17 protein-coding genes and 1 tRNA gene are annotated in these 20,928 nt (G+C 63.4%); 17 read left to right on the top strand and 1 reads right to left on the bottom strand.

Features of this window, described 5'->3' with window-relative positions; genetic code table 11:
- Positions 1 to 126: EF-Tu C-terminal domain-related protein (locus LB518_RS24465; protein ID WP_224579275.1), on the top strand; the 126-nt coding region annotated here is incomplete at its 5' end.
- 525 nt (positions 127 to 651) lie between these two features.
- Positions 652 to 1,227 (top strand): DUF1062 domain-containing protein, encoded by a 576-nt coding sequence (locus LB518_RS24460; protein ID WP_224580509.1) that lies wholly within the window; start codon positions 652 to 654, stop codon positions 1,225 to 1,227.
- An 87-nt stretch (positions 1,228 to 1,314) separates the two neighbouring features.
- Here the strand turns inward: LB518_RS24460 and LB518_RS24455 are convergent, their stop codons facing one another.
- Positions 1,315 to 2,460, bottom strand: coding sequence for a citrate synthase family protein (locus tag LB518_RS24455; RefSeq protein WP_224580508.1), 1,146 nt, complete (start codon positions 2,458 to 2,460; stop codon positions 1,315 to 1,317).
- Positions 2,461 to 2,544: 84 nt separating this feature from the next.
- Here LB518_RS24455 and LB518_RS24450 point away from each other — a divergent pair, with 84 nt between their 5' ends.
- The 15 genes from LB518_RS24450 to fusA form a co-directional block, all read left to right on the top strand.
- Positions 2,545 to 3,642 (top strand): citrate synthase, encoded by a 1,098-nt coding sequence (locus tag LB518_RS24450; RefSeq protein WP_224580507.1) that lies wholly within the window; start codon positions 2,545 to 2,547, stop codon positions 3,640 to 3,642.
- A gap of 120 nt (positions 3,643 to 3,762) precedes the next feature.
- Positions 3,763 to 3,838 (top strand) — tRNA-Trp (locus tag LB518_RS24445).
- Positions 3,839 to 3,935: 97 nt separating this feature from the next.
- Positions 3,936 to 4,136 carry a preprotein translocase subunit SecE gene (secE, locus tag LB518_RS24440; RefSeq protein WP_224580506.1) on the top strand — a complete coding sequence of 67 codons (201 nt, stop codon included), beginning with the start codon at positions 3,936 to 3,938 and terminating at the stop codon, positions 4,134 to 4,136.
- 15 nt (positions 4,137 to 4,151) lie between these two features.
- Complete coding sequence (gene nusG / locus LB518_RS24435; protein ID WP_073058758.1) at positions 4,152 to 4,682, top strand: transcription termination/antitermination protein NusG; 531 nt, start codon at positions 4,152 to 4,154, stop codon at positions 4,680 to 4,682.
- 124 nt (positions 4,683 to 4,806) lie between these two features.
- Positions 4,807 to 5,238 carry a 50S ribosomal protein L11 gene (gene rplK / locus LB518_RS24430; RefSeq protein ID WP_224580505.1) on the top strand — a complete coding sequence of 144 codons (432 nt, stop codon included), beginning with the start codon at positions 4,807 to 4,809 and terminating at the stop codon, positions 5,236 to 5,238.
- Between the two features lie 2 nt (positions 5,239 to 5,240).
- On the top strand, positions 5,241 to 5,939 hold the full coding sequence (gene rplA / locus LB518_RS24425) for a 50S ribosomal protein L1 (protein ID WP_224580504.1): 699 nt from the start codon (positions 5,241 to 5,243) through the stop codon (positions 5,937 to 5,939).
- Positions 5,940 to 6,238: 299 nt separating this feature from the next.
- Complete coding sequence (gene rplJ / locus LB518_RS24420) at positions 6,239 to 6,757, top strand: 50S ribosomal protein L10 (protein ID WP_224580503.1); 519 nt, start codon at positions 6,239 to 6,241, stop codon at positions 6,755 to 6,757.
- 44 nt (positions 6,758 to 6,801) lie between these two features.
- The gene (gene rplL / locus LB518_RS24415; protein WP_224580502.1) at positions 6,802 to 7,179 is read left to right on the top strand and encodes a 50S ribosomal protein L7/L12; all 378 of its coding nucleotides are present in this window, start codon (positions 6,802 to 6,804) and stop codon (positions 7,177 to 7,179) included.
- Positions 7,180 to 7,318: 139 nt separating this feature from the next.
- The gene (rpoB, locus tag LB518_RS24410) at positions 7,319 to 11,452 is read left to right on the top strand and encodes a DNA-directed RNA polymerase subunit beta (RefSeq protein WP_224580501.1); all 4,134 of its coding nucleotides are present in this window, start codon (positions 7,319 to 7,321) and stop codon (positions 11,450 to 11,452) included.
- Between the two features lie 93 nt (positions 11,453 to 11,545).
- Entirely contained in the window at positions 11,546 to 15,781 is a 4,236-nt protein-coding gene (gene rpoC, locus LB518_RS24405; protein WP_224580500.1) for a DNA-directed RNA polymerase subunit beta', read from the top strand.
- Positions 15,782 to 15,992: 211 nt separating this feature from the next.
- Positions 15,993 to 17,273, top strand: a complete 1,281-nt coding sequence (locus LB518_RS24400) for an alpha/beta hydrolase (protein ID WP_224580499.1) — start codon at positions 15,993 to 15,995, stop codon at positions 17,271 to 17,273.
- A gap of 130 nt (positions 17,274 to 17,403) precedes the next feature.
- A complete protein-coding gene (locus tag LB518_RS24395; RefSeq protein ID WP_224580498.1) occupies positions 17,404 to 17,856 on the top strand; it encodes a cupin domain-containing protein in 453 nt (150 codons plus the stop codon).
- 386 nt (positions 17,857 to 18,242) lie between these two features.
- Positions 18,243 to 18,614: a 30S ribosomal protein S12 gene (gene rpsL, locus LB518_RS24390; RefSeq protein ID WP_073058749.1), complete on the top strand. Its 372-nt coding sequence runs from the start codon at positions 18,243 to 18,245 to the stop codon at positions 18,612 to 18,614.
- Positions 18,615 to 18,626: 12 nt separating this feature from the next.
- A complete protein-coding gene (gene rpsG / locus LB518_RS24385) occupies positions 18,627 to 19,097 on the top strand; it encodes a 30S ribosomal protein S7 (protein WP_224580497.1) in 471 nt (156 codons plus the stop codon).
- Positions 19,098 to 19,121: 24 nt separating this feature from the next.
- On the top strand, positions 19,122 to 20,928 hold a 1,807-nt coding region (fusA, locus tag LB518_RS24380; protein WP_224580496.1), incomplete at its 3' end, for an elongation factor G.

Below are 20,928 nucleotides of genomic sequence, written 5' to 3'. Positions count from 1 at the left end.
GGCGACAACGTGTCGATGGAAGTGACGCTGATCGTGCCGATCGCCATGGAAGAGAAGCTGCGCTTCGCGATCCGCGAGGGTGGCCGCACCGTCGGCGCCGGCGTCGTCGCAAGCATCATCAAGTAAGCTGCAGGCGAGGCTATGCCCTTGGCATAGCCGCCTGTTGCGCATCACATTCAAAGGGTGGCCGCGTTTATCGTGGCCACCCTTTCTATTTCGGGCTGGCTCATGCCAGGCACCCCCGGTGCAGAAATGTCGCTTCGACGCCGCTCGCGCGTCAGCCAGCTCGTCATGGCTACGACGGCGGTTCGAAGGCTGCTATCGCATGCGCCGGAGAGCGTCGGCCCATCGAGTTTGCCTTGCCCAAGTAAGTCCGGTCTCAGTCAGTTCCACCCCGCGTTGACGGCGCTTCGCCGTCGGCGCGACATTGTCCATTGGGTGGCGGCGTGAGACCGGTCTGGCATTGTTTCGTCCTGCCAGCAGCGCCGCCGCTCCCTCTTCCAGCCGCGCCGAACCTCGCCATGCCGCGCCCTGCCAAGGGTTTCCTGCGCCGTCCTCTCGGTGGACTTCCGAACGGAAGACCGCAACGAGATGTTCGATGCCTTGGAGGTCCGCTGGACCGTAATTCCCCTTGATTCTCCTGAGCCCTGGATGGCCTGCAGCGGATGCGGAGGCGTCCGCGCCTTCCGCAGCAGCGGCAAGATCCGTCTGAACGCCAATGGCCGCCGGCTCGACGCCTGGCTGATCTACAAATGCCGCGCCTGCGACAAGACGTGGAACAGGCCGATCTTCGAACGGCGCGCGGTGCGTTCCATCGATCCCGCTGTGATGGAGGCGATGCAGGCCAATGATCCCGACTGGATCCGCGCGCAGGCGTTTGATCTCGATGCGCTTCGCCGCAGGGCGAAACGGATCGATGAGTCGGCCGCGTTCGAGGTGCGGAAGGACATAATCCGCGAAGCGCCGAACTGGATGCGGCTGGAGATCGGCATCGCCGTGCCGCTGCCGCTCGCCGTCCGTCTCGACCGGCTGCTCGCTTCGGAACTGCCGCTGTCGCGCAGCCGCCTTGGCCGCATGAGCGGTGCCGGGCAACTGCGCGTCCTGCCGGCGGAGGTTGACGCCTTGCGCCGCCGTATCAGGGACGGCACCCGCCTGGTCCTCGACCTTGCGGGCGAGGCCGACCGGGAAACGCTATGGCGGCGCGGCGCGATCGCCTCGGCTCGCTGACCTGCGCTGCCTGTATGATCGAGCCCGGCCGGACGATTTGCTCCGGCCGGGCTCCGGCAGGACCATTTGCGGCGGCCCTTATCCGGCTCAGCCGTTGAAAACAGCCCTCGGCCTGATGAGCTGGCCGGTCGCGGCCTGTTCGAGCGCATGCGCGATCCAGCCGACGGATCGGCCGGTCGCGAAGAGCGCGAGGGCGCTGCGCGGCGGCAGGCGGAACCGGCGTTCGAGCAGCACCAGCGCAACGTCGATCGTCGGTCTTTGGGCGGTAGCCGCCTCGACCGCTTCGATCAGGGCGGCGTCCGCGGGGCCGATCCCGGTCTCGTCCAGCAGGGCCATCGCCCGGGGATCACCCGCCGGGTAGAGCCGGTGGCCGAAGCCCGGCAGGCTTTCGCCGCGCTGCAGTCGCGCGCCGACAGCCGCTTCGGGATTTCCGGCACGCTGGACTTCGTCCAGGAAAGCGGCGACGCGGTCGGTGGCGCCGCCATGCGTCGGGCCGGCCAAGGTCACGAGGCCAGCGATCAATGCATGCGTCAGCGAAGCGCCTGTCGAGGCAGCGACACGCACCGCAAAGGTCGATGCATTCAGCTCATGGTCGGCCACCAGCACCAGCGCCTTGCGGATCGCCTCGCTCGCCGCTGGCGCCTGCCAGGTGGCCGCGAGAGCCTCGTGCAGCGGCGCATCGGCGAGCCACCGTCCTGCCGCTGCCGAACCGATGATGCGCACCAGCCGCGCGGCGCGTTCGGCAAGGCGCGCGCCGCTCTCGCCCGGCATCGCCTCAGGCAATTCGGCTGCGAGCGCGAGGACGGCACGATCGATCGGCGAGCCCGATTCGGGCGTCGCGCGCGATGCTCGTCCGCGAAACGCTACGGGGCCGGTCGCCCAGAGCAGTTCCGCGATCGTCTCCAGCGTCGCGGTTTCGGCGAGCACCATTGCATCCTGACCGCGATAGGCGAGACGGCCGTCGGTGATGCTGGAAAGTCCGCTCGCGAGCACCGGCAGGCCCCAGTCAAGCGCGGACGCCGCCGCGGAGCCTGGTCGCGCCTGACGCTCCTTCCTTGCGATCAGGGCCTCGACATCGGCGCGCGCATAGAGGCGGGCGCGCGGATCGTCCGGATGAGGCAAGGCGCGAATGCGGCCGCGGCTGACATAGGCATAAAGCGATGCCGGCCTGACGCCGAGCAGGCTGCTTGCTTCCTCGGCCGTCAGCAGCCGCGAAGGATCGATATCGGTCATCGCATCACATTGATTTGTTGATTCAAGATTGAGGCGTCAATCAATCTAGTGGACGTTTTGCCCGACGGCAAAATGGAGAATTCGATGACCTCACTTTCATCGCCGGCTCGCGGCCTCGCGGGGGTGGTTGCAGCCGATACCGTGCTCAGCCATGTCGACGGCGCCGGCGGACGTCTGATCATTCGCGGCGTGGCTGTCGAGGATCTGGCGACCCGGTCAAGCTATGAGGATGCCGCGGCTCTGCTTCTCGGCGGCTTTGTCGAGAATGCTGATGCCGCGTCGGTCAGGGCGGGTATCGGCGAAGGCCGCGCGGAGGCCTACCAGCGCTTTACGGGACGTCTCGACGGCAGCACCCCGCGCGATCCTGTCGAGGCGATGCGGTTCCTGCTGGCGTCGATCGGCGACGACGACGCGCTTTCCGATCCGGCTGCCCTGATTGGCGCCACGGGCATGGCCGCTGCGATGGCGATCCGCGCGACGGCGGGGCTGGCGACCGCCGAGCCGGACGCCGGGCTGCCACATGCGCTCGATCTGCAGCGGCTGATTGGCGGCGCGCTGCCAGCGCCGGCCGAGGCGAGGGCGTTCGAAACCTATCTCGTCACGATCGTCGATCACGGCCTCAACGCCTCCACGTTCACGGCGCGCGTCGTCGCCTCCACCGAATCAGGCCTGGTCTCGGCCGTCGTGGCGGCGCTTTCCGCTCTCAAGGGCCGCCTGCATGGCGGCGCGCCGGGGCCGGTGCTCGATATGCTCGACTCGATCGGCTCCGCTGATCGTGCCGAGGCGTGGATCGAGGAGCGGCTCGACCGGGGCGAACGGATCATGGGCTTTGGCCATCGCGCTTATCGTGTGCGTGATCCGCGCGCCGATGTGCTGCGGCAGGCCATCGCGGCCGTCGGCGACGGGGCAGGGCGCCTGGCGCTCGCTCGCGCCGTGGAGCAGGCGGCGCTCGCCATTCTCGCCCGGCGCAAGGCGGGCCGCCGGCTCGACGTCAATGTGGAGTTCTACACGGCCCTGCTGCTCGAAAGGCTCGGGATCAATCGGGAAGCCTTCACCGCGGTCTTCGCTGCCGGCCGGGTTGCCGGCTGGATCGCCCATGCACTGGAGCAACAGCGCGGTGGCGGGCTGATCCGCCCCGACGCTCGCTATGTCGGTCCGGAGCCACTGGCGCGCAGCGCTTAGCCGGCAGGCGGCGCCCGGTCCTCCACAGGCGCATCGAATAGGGATTGCACGGCCGGGCGCGCTTGGCTATGACACAGCCGCATGTCCGGAATCGACGTCGGGTGACGGGCGTGTTCGTGTAGGGGTATAGCTCAGCTGGTAGAGCGACGGTCTCCAAAACCGTAGGTCGTAGGTTCGAATCCTACTGCCCCTGCCATTTTGCTACTTGAGGAATCGTTCGAACGGTTCTATGTAACGCTTCCCAGCGCGGTGCGCAGACGTTTGTTTGCGCGCCCGCAAGCCGTGAGCGGGTAATGGCCACCAAAACTAATCCATTTACGTTCCTCCAGCAGGTCCGGTCGGAGGTATCGAAGGTCGTTTGGCCGTCTCGTCGCGAGGCGCTTATCACCACAGCCATGGTTTTCGCCATGGCGGTCGCCGCGTCCTTGTTCTTTACGCTGGCTGATTTCGTCCTGAGCTACGGCGTGCAGCTGCTGCTCGGCGTCGGCCGCTAAGGAGGATCAGAGCGCATGGACAAGCGGTGGTACATCGTTCACGCCTATTCGAATTTCGAGAAGAAGGTCGCGGAATCGATCCGTGAGCAGGCGGCCCAGCGGGGCCTTGCCGAGCTCTTCGACCAGATCCTCGTTCCGACGGAGAAGGTTGTCGAGGTCAGGCGCGGCCGCAAGGTCGATGCCGAGCGGAAGTTCTTCCCGGGCTATGTCCTGGTGAAGATGGCGCTGACCGACGACGCCTATCATCTGATCAAGAACACGCCGAAGGTCACCGGCTTCCTCGGTTCCGACAACCGTCCGCAGCCGATTTCCGAGGCTGAAGCGAACCGTATCCTGCATCAGGTGCAGGAAGGCGTCGAGCGGCCGAAGCCCTCGGTCAGCTTCGAGGTTGGCGAGCAGGTTCGCGTCGCGGACGGCCCGTTTGCCTCGTTCAACGGCCTTGTCGAAGAGGTCGACGAAGTGCGCGCCCGTCTCAAGGTCGCCGTGTCGATCTTCGGTCGCGCCACTCCGGTGGAGCTTGAATACGGTCAGGTCGAAAAGGTCTGACCGATGTGAGGTGTGGGAGGGTGCGGCGCTTGCCAGGCGTCGCCGCCCGAACCACGCCATTCCTGATCCGCCATGATGGCAGATCACCTCGCCGGCAGGTTGCCGGCAGTGGAAAGGAACAACGATGGCAAAGAAGGTTCTCGGCTACCTGAAGCTTCAGGTGAAGGCCGGTTCGGCGACCCCGTCGCCGCCGATCGGCCCCGCGCTCGGCCAGCGCGGTATCAACATCATGGAATTCTGCAAGTCGTTCAACGCGCAGACCCAGGAGATGGAGAAGGGCTCGCCCGTCCCCGTCGTGATCACCTACTACCAGGACAAGTCCTTCACTTTCGTGATGAAGACTGCCCCGGTCAGCTTCCTCCTGAAGAAGGCCGCTGGCATCCCCAAGGGCGCTACTACGCCTGGCAAGGGCGCTTCTGCCGGTTCGATCACGAAGGCTCAGTGCCTCGATATCGCTTCGAAGAAGTTGAAGGATCTCAACGCCGAGAACGTCGAAGCGGCGGCTCGGATGGTCGAAGGTTCTGCCCGTTCCATGGGCCTCACGGTGGTTGACTGATCATGGCTCATCACGGCAAGCGCGTTCTCAATGCCCGCGAGGGCATCGACCGTAACAAGCTCTACCCGATCAGCGTCGCGGTTTCGCTGATCAAGGACCGGGCGACGGCGAAGTTCGACGAGACCATCGAGGTTTCGCTCAATCTCGGCGTCGATCCCCGCCACGCCGACCAGATGGTCCGCGGCGTCTGCACGCTGCCGAACGGCTCCGGCCGTACGGTTCGCGTTGCGGTCTTCGCCCGCGGCGCCAAGGCTGAAGAGGCCAAGGCGGCGGGTGCCGACATCGTCGGCGCCGAGGATCTGCTCGAGATCGTCCAGGGCGGCACGATCGAATTCGATCGCTGCATCGCGACCCCGGACATGATGCCGCTCGTCGGCCGTCTCGGTAAGGTTCTGGGCCCGCGCGGCCTGATGCCGAACCCGAAGGTTGGTACGGTGACCATGGACGTCACCACGGCGGTCAAGGGCGCCAAGGGCGGCTCGGTCGAGTTCCGCGTCGAGAAGGCTGGTATCATCCATGCCGGCATCGGCAAGGCCTCGTTTGATGCCGAGAAGCTGGTGCAGAACATCAAGGCCTTCGCCGATGCGGTGCAGAAGGCTCGGCCGACCGGCGCGAAGGGCACGTTCGTGCAGCGGGTCGCGGTGTCGTCGACCATGGGCCCCGGCGTCCATGTCGATCCGGCTTCGGTGCTAGGCGCCTGAGTGAATCCCGCCCGGGCAACCGGGCGGCAAGACGGCCGCGCGGGATTTTCGAATCCCGTTCGGCTGATACCTGTCCGAGACTGCAGGGGCCGGGTTGTCCGGCTTAATATCCTGCATAGACGGGGGCTAGACCGATTGTCCGGCGCAAGCCGGCTGTCAGTTCGAACCTCTTTTGCCCGGCGGCTCGCAAGAGCACGCGGGGGGACAGGCCAGGAAGCGTCGCGGCTGTTTCGTCAGCCGCGGCAAACGCAACCGGCGGTCCCGACCGCAAAAGTCGGCCGCCTACTGGAGAGAGGCAAGTGGAAAAAGCGGAAAAGCGCGAACTTGTCTCGACGATGAACGAGGTCTTCCAGGAGACCAATGTCGTCGTCGTGGCACACTATGCCGGCCTCAAGGTTTCCGAACTCACCGCTCTGCGCGGCAAGGCTCGGCAGGCCGGGGTCAGCATCAAGGTCGCAAAGAACCGCCTTGTGAAGCTCGCCCTTCAAGGCACGGACTCTGCCCATATCGCGGACCTGTTTACCGGTCCGACGCTGGTCGCCTATTCGGTCGACCCCGTGGCAGCGCCCAAGGTCACCAGCGACTTCGCCAAGACGAATGACAAGCTCGTCATTCTCGGCGGCGCGATGGGTAAGACCAATCTGGGACCGGACGGCGTCAAGGCTCTGGCCACGCTACCGTCGCTCGACGAACTGCGCGGCAAGCTGATCGGCCTGATCCAGGCTCCGGCTCAGAAGATCGCGTCCGTCGTCAATGCGCCTGCGGGTCAGCTCGCACGCGTGTTTGGTGCCTATGCCAAGAAGGATGAAGCGGCGTAAGGCCGTTCTCCATTCACCTGAATTCGAACTGATAGGAAACTGAAATGGCTGATCTTTCGAAGATTGTTGAAGAACTCTCGAGCCTGACCGTTCTCGAGGCTGCCGAGCTGTCGAAGCTTCTCGAAGAGAAGTGGGGCGTCTCGGCTGCTGCTCCGGTCGCGGTTGCGGCTGCTGGCGGCGGTGCCGCTGCTGCTGCTCCGGTCGAAGAGAAGACCGAGTTCGATGTCATCCTCGTCGAGGCTGGCCCGAACAAGATCAACGTCATCAAGGAAGTCCGCGCGATCACCGCTCTTGGCCTCAAGGAAGCCAAGGACCTGGTCGAAGCGGCTCCGAAGGCCGTCAAGGAAGCCGTGTCGAAGGACGAGGCTGCCAAGCTCAAGGCCCAGCTCGAAGGCGCCGGCGCCAAGGTCGACGTCAAGTAAGTTATGAAAATACGGCCGGCTCCGATCCTCGGAGCCGGTCGATCATCAGGTCCCTCAGGGACCGCTGTCCAGAAAGCCGCGCCAAAACGCGGCTATACGGCTTTCCGGACAGCTGTTCTTGAACATGGAAGGAGCGAACATGGCCCAGGCATTCACCGGTCGTAAGCGCATCCGCAAATTCTTCGGGTCTATCGGCGACGTGGCCGAGATGCCGAACCTCATCGAGGTTCAGAAGGCATCCTATGACCAATTCCTCATGGTCGAGGAAGCGAAGGGTGGGCGTCCCGACGAAGGTCTGCAGGCCGTCTTCAAATCCGTCTTCCCGATCTCCGACTTCTCGAACACGGCGTTGCTCGAGTTCGTGCGCTACGATTTCGATGCGCCGAAATATGATGTCGACGAGTGCCGCCAGCGTGGCATGACCTTCTCGGCGCCGCTCAAGGTGACGCTGCGCCTCATCGTTTTCGACGTCGATGAGGATACGGGCGCCAAGTCCGTGAAGGATATCAAGGAGCAGGAAGTGTACATGGGCGAAATGCCGCTCATGACGCTGAACGGCACCTTCATCGTCAACGGCACCGAGCGCGTGATCGTCTCGCAGATGCACCGCTCGCCGGGCGTCTTCTTCGATCACGACAAGGGCAAGACCCATTCGTCGGGCAAGCTCCTGTTCGCGGCCCGCATCATTCCCTATCGCGGCTCGTGGCTCGACATCGAGTTCGACGCGAAGGACATCGTCTATGCGCGTATCGACCGTCGTCGCAAGATCCCGGTCTCCTCGCTCATGTTCGCGCTCGGCATGGACGCGGAGGAGATCCTCGAGACGTTCTACAACCAGATCGTCTACTCGAAGGCCGGCGACGGCTGGCGCATGCCCTATGATGCCAACCGCATGCGCGGCATCAAGGCGGCGACCGATCTCGTTGACGCCGACACGGGCGAAGTGGTCGTCGAGGCGGGCAAGAAGCTGACGGCACGCGCCGCCCGCGCGATCGCCGAAAAGGGCGTCAAGGCCCTGAAGGTGACGGCTGAAGACCTGTTCGGCAGCTACGTCGCCGAGGACATCGTCAACCCGCAGTCGGGTGAAATCTATGCCGAGGCCGGCGCGGAGATCACCGAGAAGCTGCTCGGGACGCTCGAGACGGCCGGCTACGAGGAAATTCCCGTCCTCGACATCGATCACATCAATGTCGGCGCCTATATCCGCAACACCGTCGCGGTCGACAAGAACGAGACGCGCGAGGATGCGCTGTTCGACATCTATCGCGTGATGCGTCCCGGCGAGCCGCCGACGATGGATTCCGCGCAGGCGATGTTCCAGTCGCTGTTCTTCGACAGCGAGCGCTACGACCTCTCGGCCGTTGGCCGCGTCAAGATGAACATGCGTCTCGACCTCACGGCCGAGGACACGGTCCGTGTGCTCCGCAAGGAGGATATCCTCGCGGTCATCAAGATGCTGGTCGACCTGCGCGACGGCAAGGGCGAGATCGACGACATCGACAATCTCGGCAATCGCCGCGTGCGTTCGGTCGGCGAGCTGATGGAGAACCAGTACCGCGTTGGCCTGCTCCGCATGGAGCGCGCCATCAAGGAGCGCATGTCGTCGGTCGAGATCGGCAACGTCATGCCGCAGGATCTCATCAACGCCAAGCCGGCGGCTGCCGCCGTGCGCGAGTTCTTCGGATCCTCGCAGCTCTCGCAGTTCATGGACCAGACCAATCCGCTCTCCGAGATCACGCACAAGCGTCGTCTCTCGGCGCTTGGACCGGGCGGTCTGACGCGTGAGCGTGCCGGCTTCGAGGTGCGCGACGTGCACCCGACCCATTACGGCCGCATCTGCCCGATCGAGACGCCGGAAGGCCCGAACATCGGTCTGATCAACAGCTTGGCGACGTTTGCTCGCGTCAACAAGTACGGCTTCATCGAGAGCCCGTACCGGCGCGTCAAGGACGGGGCCGCCACCGACGAGATCATCTATCTCTCGGCGATGGAGGAATCGAAATATTACGTCGCCCAGGCGAATGTGAAGCTCGATGCCTCCGGCAAGCTGACCGAGGACCTGATCGTTTCCCGCCATGCCGGCGAGAACGTGATGGTTACGTCCGATCGCGTTGATTTCATGGACGTTTCGCCGAAGCAGCTCGTTTCGGTCGCGGCCTCGCTGATCCCGTTCCTCGAGAACGACGACGCGAACCGCGCCCTGATGGGCTCGAACATGATGCGCCAGGCCGTGCCGCTGGTCCGCGCCGAGGCTCCGTTCGTCGGAACCGGCATGGAAGCAGTCGTCGCCCGGGACTCCGGCGCTGCGATCGCGGCTCGCCGTGGTGGTATCGTCGACCAGGTCGACGCGACGCGTATCGTCATTCGCGCGACGGAGGACCTTGATCCTTCGAAGTCGGGTGTCGATATCTATCGCTTGATGAAGTTCCAGCGCTCGAACCAGTCGACCTGCATCAACCAGCGTCCGCTGGTGCGTGTCGGCGACATCGTCGGCCGCGGCGATATCCTTGCCGACGGACCGTCGACGGATCTCGGCGACCTGGCACTCGGCCGCAACGTGCTCGTCGCGTTCATGCCTTGGAATGGCTACAACTTCGAGGACTCAATCCTCCTGTCCGAGCGCATCGTTTCCGACGACGTCTTCACCTCGATCCATATCGAGGAATTCGAGGTGATGGCGCGCGATACGAAGCTAGGCCCTGAGGAAATCACGCGTGACATTCCGAACGTTTCGGAAGAAGCGCTGAAGAACCTCGACGAAGCCGGCATCGTCTATATCGGCGCTGACGTTCAGGCGGGCGACATCCTCGTCGGCAAGATCACGCCGAAGGGCGAAAGCCCGATGACGCCGGAAGAGAAGCTCCTCCGCGCCATCTTTGGCGAGAAGGCGTCCGACGTGCGTGACACCAGCTTGCGCGTCCCGCCGGGCGTGACCGGCACGATCGTCGAAGTGCGGGTGTTCAACCGGCACGGCGTCGAGAAGGACGAGCGTGCGATGGCGATCGAGCGCGAGGAAATCGAGCGTCTCGCGAAGGACCGCGATGACGAGCAGGCGATCCTCGACCGCAACGTCTATGGCCGTCTCTCGGACATGCTGAACGGCAAGACCGCGTCCAGCGGCCCGAAGAACTTCAAGAAGGAGAGCGTGCTCTCCCGTGATGTTCTGGAGGAATATCCGCGCAGTCAGTGGTGGCAGTTCGCTGTCGCCGACGAGAAGCTGATGGGCGAGATCGAGGCGCTGCGCGGCCAGTATGACGAGAGCCGCAAGCGTCTTGAGAAGCGGTTCATCGACAAGGTGGAGAAGCTGCAGCGCGGTGACGAACTTCCGCCCGGCGTGATGAAGATGGTCAAGGTCTTCGTCGCGGTGAAGCGCAAGATCCAGCCGGGCGACAAGATGGCCGGCCGTCATGGCAACAAGGGCGTCGTTTCCCGCATCGTTCCGGTGCAGGACATGCCGTTCCTTGAAGACGGCACGCATGTCGACATCGTGCTCAATCCGCTCGGCGTGCCGAGCCGCATGAATGTAGGGCAGATCCTCGAGACCCATCTTGGATGGGCTTGCGCCGGCATGGGCCTCAAGATCGGCAAGATGCTGGAGGACTACAAGAAGAGCGGCAATGTCACGCCGCTGCGTGTCCAGCTCGACGAGGTCTATGGCGACAACACCAAGAACGAGAAGGTGGTCGATCTCGATGACGCGTCCGTCGTCAAGCTCAGCCAGCATCTCTCGAAGGGCGTGTCGATCGCGACGCCGGTGTTTGACGGCGCCCGCGAACCCGACATCGTCGAAATGCTGAAGAAGGCGGGTCTCGAATCGTCCGGTCAGGTCACGCTCTTCGACGGGCGGACGGGCGAGTCGTTCGATCGCAAGGTGACGGTTGGCTACATCTACATGTTGAAGCTGCATCACCTGGTCGACGACAAGATTCATGCCCGCTCGATCGGACCGTACTCGCTGGTCACCCAGCAGCCGCTCGGCGGCAAGGCCCAGTTCGGCGGTCAGCGCTTCGGCGAAATGGAGGTCTGGGCGCTCGAGGCCTATGGCGCCGCCTACACGCTGCAGGAGATGTTGACGGTGAAGTCGGATGACGTCGCCGGCCGGACCAAGGTCTACGAGGCGATCGTCCGCGGCGACGACACGTTCGAGGCCGGTATTCCGGAGAGCTTCAACGTTCTGGTCAAGGAAATGCGCTCGCTCGGTCTCGACGTCGAGCTCAACCAGTCCAAGATGGCGCTGGAAGCGGCCGAACGGATTCGGGATGCGGCGGAGTAATCCGCCGCTTCCCTCTGGATCCATGGAAATTAGTCAAGCCGGCCGGTGCGAGGGGTTTTGCCCCCGCCCGGCGGCCGACATAGGAGATCGGCGATGAATCAGGAAATCGCGAACATCTTCAACCCGCTGGCCCAGCCTGCGCAGAACTTCGACCAGATCCGCATTCACATTGCGAGCCCTGAGAAGATTCTGTCCTGGTCCTACGGCGAGATCAAGAAGCCTGAGACCATCAACTACCGCACGTTCAAGCCGGAGCGTGACGGCTTGTTCTGCGCGCGCATCTTCGGGCCGATCAAGGACTACGAGTGCCTGTGCGGCAAGTACAAGCGCATGAAGTACAAGGGCATCATCTGCGAGAAGTGCGGCGTCGAAGTCACCCTGGCGCGCGTCCGGCGCGACCGCATGGGCCATATCGAGCTCGCGGCGCCCGTCGCGCATATCTGGTTCCTGAAGTCGCTGCCGTCCCGCATCGGCATGCTGATGGACATGACGCTCAAGGATCTCGAGCGCATCCTCTATTTCGAGAACTACGTCGTTCTGGAGCCCGGCCTCACCCCGCTGAAGGAGCGTCAGCTCCTCTCCGAGGAAGAGTATCTGCGCGCCCAGGACGAATATGGCGATGACAGCTTCACGGCGCTGATTGGCGCCGAGGCGATCCGCGAAATGATGATCGCGCTCGACCTCGAGAAGCTGGCCGTCGACTTGCGCGAGGAAATCGCGACCTCGACGTCTGAGCTGAAGCCGAAGAAGCTCGGCAAGCGGCTGAAGCTGGTCGAGGCGTTCATCGAGTCCGGCAATCGCCCGGAATGGATGATCATGACGCAGATCCCGGTCATTCCGCCGGACCTGCGCCCGCTCGTCCCGCTCGATGGCGGCCGTTTCGCGACGTCGGATCTCAATGATCTCTATCGCCGCGTCATCAACCGCAACAACCGCCTGAAGCGCCTGATCGAGCTCCGCGCGCCTGACATCATCATCCGCAACGAGAAGCGCATGCTGCAGGAGGCCGTCGACGCGCTGTTCGACAATGGTCGCCGTGGCCGCGTCATCACGGGCGCCAACAAGCGTCCGCTGAAGTCGCTCAGCGACATGCTGAAGGGCAAGCAGGGCCGTTTCCGCCAGAACCTGCTCGGCAAGCGCGTCGACTATTCCGGCCGTTCGGTCATCGTGGTCGGCCCGGAGATGAAGCTGCACCAGTGCGGCCTGCCGAAGAAGATGGCGCTCGAGCTGTTCAAGCCGTTCATCTATTCGCGCCTCGACGCCAAGGGCTTCTCCTCGACGGTGAAGCAGGCGAAGAAGCTCGTCGAGAAGGAGCGGCCGGAGGTCTGGGATATCCTGGACGAGGTCATCCGCGAGCATCCGATCCTGCTTAACCGCGCTCCGACGCTTCACCGCCTCGGCATCCAGGCTTTCGAGCCGGTCCTGATCGAAGGCAAGGCGATCCAGCTGCATCCGCTCGTCTGCTCGGCCTTCAACGCCGACTTCGACGGCGACCAGATGGCCGTGCACGTTCCGCTGTCGCTCGAAGCGCAGCTGGAAGCGCGCGTCCTGATGATGTCGACCAACAACATCCTGCATCCGGCCAATGGTCTGCCGATCATCGTGCCGTCGCAGGATATCGTTCTCGGCCTCTACTACCTCTCGATCATGGCCGAGAAGGAGCCCGGCGAGGGCATGATGTTCGGCAATATCGGCGAGATCGAGCATGCGCTGGCGGCCAAGGCCATCACGCTGCACACGAAGATCCGCGGCCGCTATCGCAGCGTCGATGCGGATGGCAATGTCACGTCGAAGATCTACGACACGACGCCTGGCCGTCTGCTGATCGGCGAATTGCTGCCGAAGCACCACAATCTGCCCTTCGAAGTCGTCAACAAGCTGATGACCAAGAAGGAGATCTCCAACACGATCGACGCGGTCTATCGCCATTGCGGCCAGAAGGAGACGGTCATTTTCTGTGACCGGATCATGGCGCTCGGCTTCCGCGAGGCGTGCCGCGCTGGCATTTCCTTCGGCAAGGACGACATGGTCATCCCGGCTGCCAAGGCGAAGCTGGTCGAGGAGACGCAGGCGCTCGCGAAGGATTACGAGCAGCAGTACAATGACGGCCTCATCACCTATGGTGAGAAGTACAACAAGGTCGTTGACGCCTGGGCGAAGTGCGGTGATCGCGTTGCCGAGGAGATGATGAAGGGCATTTCGGCCGTCCAGAAGGACGCCGAGACCGGACGTCAGAAGCCGATGAACTCGGTTTACATGATGAGCCATTCGGGCGCGCGCGGTTCGCCGACGCAGATGAAGCAGCTCGCCGGCATGCGCGGCCTCATGACCAAGCCCTCGGGCGAGATCATCGAGAACCCGATCATCTCGAACTTCAAGGAAGGCCTCACCGTTCTCGAGTACTTCAACTCGACCCACGGTGCCCGTAAGGGCCTCGCCGATACCGCGCTGAAGACGGCCAACTCGGGCTATCTGACGCGTCGTCTCGTCGACGTGGCGCAGGACTGCATCATCATCGAGCAGGATTGCGGCACGACCAACGGCCTCAAGATGCAGGCAGTCATCGACAGCGGCCAGGTCGTCGCTTCGCTGGGCCTTCGCATCCTTGGCCGCACGGCGGCGGAGGACATCGTCGCTGCATCGACCGGCGAGGTCATCGTGCCGGCCGGCAAGTTGATCGACGAGCGCGATTGCGAGAAGGTCGAGAAGGCCAGCGTCCAGGCGGCGAAGATCCGTTCGGTGCTGACCTGCGACACCAAGATCGGCGTCTGCGCAACCTGCTATGGCCGAGATCTCGCCCGTGGCACGCCCGTCAACATGGGCGAGGCCGTTGGCGTCATCGCGGCGCAGTCGATCGGCGAGCCGGGCACGCAGCTCACCATGCGTACGTTCCACATCGGCGGAACGGCACAGGTGGTGGACTCGTCCTTCATCGAGTCGAGCTTCGAAGGCACGATCCAGATCCGCAACCGCAACATGGTGCGCGACAGCGAGGGCAAGCTCATTGCACTCGGCCGCAACATGGCGATTGTCATCGTCGACAAGGACGGTGCCGAGCGTGCGGTCAACCGGGTCACCTATGGCTCGCGCCTGCATGTCGACGAGGGTGATCAGGTCAAGCGCGGCCAGCGTCTGGCGGAATGGGATCCCTATACCCGTCCGGTGCTGACCGAAGTCTCGGGCACGATCGCCTATGAGGACATGGTCGAAGGCATCTCGGTCGCGGAAACGGCGGACGAGGCGACGGGCATCACCAAGCGCGTCGTGATCGACTGGCGTGCCAATCCGCGCGGCGGCGATCTGAAGCCGGCGATCGTGATCAAGGGCAAGGACGGCAAGGTGCTCAAGCTCGCCCGTGGCGGCGAGGCGCGGTACCTGCTTTCGGTCGAGACCATTCTCTCGGTCGATCCGGGCTCGTCGGTCCACGCTGGCGACGTGCTGGCGCGTATTCCGACGGAAGGCGCCAAGACGCGCGACATCACGGGCGGTCTGCCGCGCGTGGCGGAGCTGTTCGAGGCGCGCCGTCCGAAGGACCACGCGATCATCGCCGAGATGGACGGCACGGTTCGCTTCGGCCGTGACTACAAGAACAAGCGTCGCGTCATCGTCGAGCCCACCGAGGGTTCGGTGGATGCGGCGGGCCAGCCGCTCGAGCCGGTGGAGTATCTCATCCCGAAGGGCAAGCCTTTCCATCTTCAGGAAGGCGATGCCGTCGAGAAGGGCGACTACATCATGGACGGCAACCCGGCGCCGCACGACATCCTGGCGATCAAGGGCGTGGAGGCTCTCGCAGCCTATCTCGTCAACGAGATCCAGGACGTCTACCGGCTCCAGGGCGTGCAGATCAACGACAAGCACATCGAGGTGATCGTTCGCCAGATGCTGCAGAAGGTCGAGGTCGTGGACGGCGGCGAGACTGAGTTCTTCAACGGCGAGCAGGTCGACCAGCTGGAATTCGACCTCATCAACGAGAAGGCGAAGTCCGAAGGCAAGAAGATCGCCATTGCCAATCCGGTGCTGCTCGGCATCACCAAGGCCAGCCTGCAGACGCGCTCCTTCTTCTCGGCGGCGTCGTTCCAGGAGACCACCCGCGTCCTCACCGAGGCGGCGGTCAATGGCAAGGTCGATCCGCTCGATGGCCTCAAGGAGAACATCATCGTCGGCCGCCTCATCCCGGCGGGTACCGGCGGTACGATGAACCGGATCCGCGAGATCGCGACCAAGCGCGACGAACTGATCCTCGAGGAGCGTCGTCGCGCCTCGGCTGCTGCGCAGCCGAAGCCGCAGACCGGCGGCCTGCTCGGCAATCTGACGGACGCGGCGGAGTAATCCGCCGGTCCTTTGCGAACCTTCAAAAGGCCGCCTTCGGGCGGCCTTTTTCTTTGCGATGACGAACCCGGTTGGGGCAGGGCGTGCGCGTCGGCTGCGACATCGCTGCCACGATTGACGAATCGTTAGCGCGAACACGGCCGGCGGCTATGTCGCTGTGTGCTGCGGCATGGTATTGGGCGACCTTACCCTCGGGACCGTCGGAACGCTCATGCGCAAAACGCTTCATCGCCTGGGACAAGTCGTGGTCGTCGTAACGGCCGCGGCGCTGCTGGCATCGTGCGGTGGCAAGGTCGAGGGGGTTCTCACGCCCGTGGCGCTGACTGCGCCAGGCACGAGCACGGTCAACATGGCCGTGGCGACGACGCGCCTGCGCGCCGATAATCGCGCGGTGCTGTTCACCGGCGAGCGCGGCTCGCAGCTCGACTTTGCCAATATCGTCGTGTCGGTTCCGCCGGATTCAGCTCGCAAGATTGGCGACGTGCAGTGGCCGAAACGCCTGCCGGGCAATCCGGCGACCGAATTCGTCACGGTCAAGGCCGACGATCTGACGCTGCCCGAGGCGAAGGCCTGGTTCAACACGCAGATCAAGAAGACAAAGGGCCACAAGGCGCTCGTCTTCATCCATGGCTTCAATAATCGCTTCGACGATTCGGTCTATCGCTTCGCGCAGATCGTCCATGACTCGCGCGCGCCGGTGGTGCCGATCCTCTTCACCTGGCCGTCGCGCGGCAGTATTCTGTCCTATGGCTACGATTTCCAGAGCACGAACTATTCGCGCGATGCACTGGAGCAGTTGCTGACAGCACTCGCCCAAAACCCCAATGTCAGCGAGGTGTCGATCCTGGCCCATTCCATGGGCAACTGGGTAGCGCTCGAGGCGCTTCGGCAGATGGCAATCCGCAACGGCCGCGTGCTGCCGAAGATCAAGAATGTGATGCTGGCATCGCCCGACGTCGACGTGGACGTCTTCCGCAGTCAGATGGCGGATATCGGCAACAAGGGACCGAACATCACGCTGTTCGTCTCGCAGGACGACCGTGCGCTTGCTGCGTCGCGTCGCGTCTGGGGCAATGTCGAACGGCTCGGCCAGATCAATCCAACGCTTGAGCCATACGCCTCCGAACTGAAGCGGGACAAGATCACGGTGATCGACCTGACCGCGCTGAAGACCGATGACGCGCTCAATCACGGCAAGTTCGCGGCCAGTCCCGAGGTCGTTCAGGCGATCGGCGCGCGTCTGGCGGACGGGCAGGCAATCACCGACTCGCGCATCGGCCTCGGAGACCGCATCATCGCGGCGTCGACAGGGGCTGCCGCGACGGTGGGCGCAGCGGCTGGTGTCATCGTCGCGGCGCCGGTGGCCATCATCGATCCGAATACGCGCGACAATCTCGATGACAATGTCGAGGCGCTGGGTGATTCGATCGAGGACAGCGCAACCGCCGCGACGGATATTGTCAAGGAAGCCGACACCGTCGGAGAGCAATAGGATTCGGCTCTTGACTGTCCGCCACCGCCCATCTCGGTTTGAAAACGCCGCTCGATAGGGGCGGCCTTTCCTTCCGGGCTGCTTTTGCTACCAATTGCGGACGGCCGCATATGGCCGGGAGGACGAAACAATGAGACGGGTGTTGATGGTATTGGCGCTGCTGGCAGGCGCCGCTTCGGTCGCGATGGCTGAGGAGGCCTACAAGCCCGTCGTGAAAGTCGAGCCACTTCTCAAGACGACGACGACGACCAGCGGCGACCCGATCCACTATCCCGAATTTGCCGATCCTGAAGTCCAATCGCTGATCGTCGAGATTCCGCCTGGCGGTGAGACCGGCTGGCACACGCATCCCGTGCCCGCCTACGCCTATATCCTGTCCGGCAGCATCGAGGTCGAATCAGAAGGGGGCGTCAAGAAGCTGTTCAAGGCGGGCGACTCGTTCGCCGAGATGGTCGATCGCAAACACGACGGGCGAGTCGTCGGCACAGAACCCGTGCGGATTCTCATGATCGTGACCGGCGAGAAGGGCAAACCCTTCAGCGTCAGGACCGATCCGCCCAGTGAAAAAGCCTCTGCGCAATAATATTGCGTGGCGACCGGTGGATTTGTCCGATCCGTGCGCCGAAGTCCGTCCCGGCGCATCAAATTCGCCCGTGGTTACAGTTCCGAAAGATCCGTTGATTGGGCTTGACGTTCGGAGGGGGACTCAGTAGGTTCCGCAAGCTTTCGGGCAGGTGGTAAGGCTAAAGCGTCCAGCGGCGACACGTCGCGGAGTTCGGCCTTAGACACTGTCTGGATCGATACAGAGTTTAGAAACGACACGCACGATCGCGGTTCACGCCGTGATCCTCTGCTTTTCGTAGCGCCTCCGCCGAAACGCGGAATGGCGCTCTTCGTTCATGGTCAAATTGTCCATGAGGGTCGCGGAAAGCGGAAGACCAGAACCGTAGGCTAGCTGGAAGGCGACGCATGCCGACTATTAATCAGTTGATCCGCAAGCCGCGCCAGGCGCCGGCGAAGCGGAACAAGGTTCCCGCGCTGGAGCAGAACCCGCAGAAGCGCGGCGTTTGCACGCGCGTCTATACCACGACCCCGAAGAAGCCGAACTCGGCGCTTCGTAAGGTCGCCAAGGTGCGGTTGACCAACCAGTTCGAGGTCATCGGGTATATTCCCGGTGAAGGTCACAACCTGCAGGAACACTCTGTCGTCATGATCCGCGGCGGTCGCGTCAAGGATCTGCCCGGCGTGCGCTATCACATCCTGCGCGGCGTTCTCGACACCCAGGGCGTCAAGAACCGTAAGCAGCGTCGTTCGAAGTACGGCGCGAAGCGTCCGAAGTAAGGGGTTACACCGATGTCCCGTCGCCACAGTGCTGAGAAGCGCGAGATCATCCCGGACCCGAAGTTCGGCGATATCGTCGTGACGAAGTTCATGAATGCCGTCATGTATGACGGCAAGAAGTCGGTCGCCGAGAACATCGTCTACGGTGCACTCGATGTGATCGAAGCCCGCACCAAGCAGGAGCCGGTGGTCGTTTTCCGCCAAGCCCTCGACAATGTCGCTCCGCATATCGAAGTCCGTTCGCGGCGCGTCGGTGGTGCGACCTACCAGGTTCCGGTCGAAGTCCGCACCGATCGCCGTCAGGCGCTCGCGATCCGTTGGCTGCTGACCGCTGCCCGGGCCCGCAATGAAAAGACGATGGTCGAGCGGCTGTCGGGCGAATTGCTCGACGCTTCGAACAACCGCGGCAATGCCGTGAAGAAGCGCGAAGACACGCACCGGATGGCGGAAGCCAATCGCGCGTTCTCGCACTATCGCTGGTAACCCGGTCCTCAAAGGCAGACCATCATGGCCCGCACGCACAAGATCGAAGACTACCGCAATTTCGGCATCATGGCCCACATCGATGCCGGCAAGACGACGACGACCGAGCGGATTCTTTATTATTCGGGCAAGAGCCACAAGATCGGCGAAGTGCATGACGGCGCTGCCACCATGGATTACATGGAGCAGGAGCAGGAACGCGGCATCACGATCACGTCGGCTGCGACGACCACGTTCTGGAACGGCAAGCGCCTGAACATCATCGACACGCCCGGCCACGTCGACTTCACGATTGAAGTCGAGCGTTCGCTGCGGGTGCTTGACGGTGCTGTCTGCGTGCTGGACTCGAACCAGGGCGTCGAGCCTCAGACGGAAACGGTGTGGCGCCAGGGCGACAAGTACCACGTGCCGCGGATCGTCTTCTGCAACAAGATGGACAAGACCGGTGCTAACTTCGACATGTGCGTCGAGGACATCAAGGTCCGTCTCGGCGCGCGTCCGGTTCCGATCCAGCTGCCGATCGGCGCTGAGCAGGATTTCAAGGGCATTGTCGATCTCGTTCGCATGAAGGCCATCGTCTGGCATGACGAGAGCCTCGGCGCGAAGTATGACGAAGTCGAAATCCCGGCCGACCTGCTCGACAAGGCGATTGCTGCCCGCGCTGAGCTGATCGAGGCTGCCGTCGAACTCGACGACACCGCGATGGAAGCCTATCTCGAAGGCAACGAGCCTGATGAGGCGACCCTCAAGGCGCTGATCCGCAAGGCTGTGCTGCATTCGAGCTGGTTCCCGGTCCTTACGGGCTCGGCCTTCAAGAACAAGGGCGTGCAGACGCTGCTCGACGCGGTTGTCGACTATCTGCCGTCGCCGGTCGACGTTCCGCCGACCAAGGGCATCGATTTGAAGACCGGCGAGGAAGTCGAGCGTCATTCGACCGACAACGAGCCGCTCTCGATGCTGGCCTTCAAGATCATTGAAGACCCGTTCGGCGTCCTGACCTTTGCGCGCATCTATTCGGGTGTGCTGCAGAAGGGCACGACGCTGCTCAATTCGACCAAGGAAAAGCGCGAGCGCATCGGCCGCATGGTGACCATGCATGCCAATTCGCGTGAAGACATCGATGAGGCCTTCGCCGGCGACATCGTTGCGCTCGTTGGTCTCAAGGAAGCCCGCACCGGCGACACCATCTGCGATCCGGCCCATCCGGTCCTGCTCGAAAAGATGGAATTCCCCGATCCGGTCATCGAGATGTCGGTCGAGGCGGCCACCAAGGCTGACCAGGAGAAGCTGGGCGTCGCCCTGCAGAAACTGGCGTCCGAGGATCCATCGTTCCGTGTCTCGACCGATAGCGAGTCCGGCCAGACGATCATCAAGGGCATGGGCGAGCTGCATCTGGACATCAAGATCGATATCCTTCGCCGCGCTCCCTACAACATCAACGTGAATGTCGGCGCGCCGCAGGTTGCCTATCGCGAGACGATCCGCAAGACGGCCGAGCTCGACTACACGCACAAGAAGCAGACCGGCGGCACGGGCCAGTTCGCTCGCGTCAAGTTCGTGATCGAGCCGAATGAAATCGGCGGCGGTTACGTCTTCGAGAACAAGATCATCGGCGGTGTGGTTCCGAAGGAATACATCCCGGGTGTCGAGAAGGGTCTCAATTCGGTCATGACCTCTGGTCCGATCGCCGGTTTCCCGGTTGTCGATATCAAGGTCGCTCTGATCGATGGCGCCTATCACGAAGTCGACTCGTCGGCGATCGCCTTCGAAATCGCTTCGCGTGCGGCTCTTCGTGAAGGTATCGAGAAGGCCAGCCCGGCCCTGCTCGAGC

This window comes from Mesorhizobium sp. BR1-1-16 (assembly GCF_020165495.1).
In the GTDB taxonomy this organism is placed as follows: Bacteria; Pseudomonadota; Alphaproteobacteria; order Rhizobiales; family Kaistiaceae; genus Kaistia.
The sequence above is the reverse complement of the archived record's forward strand: the minus strand, read 5'-3'. Positions and strand labels throughout refer to the sequence as shown.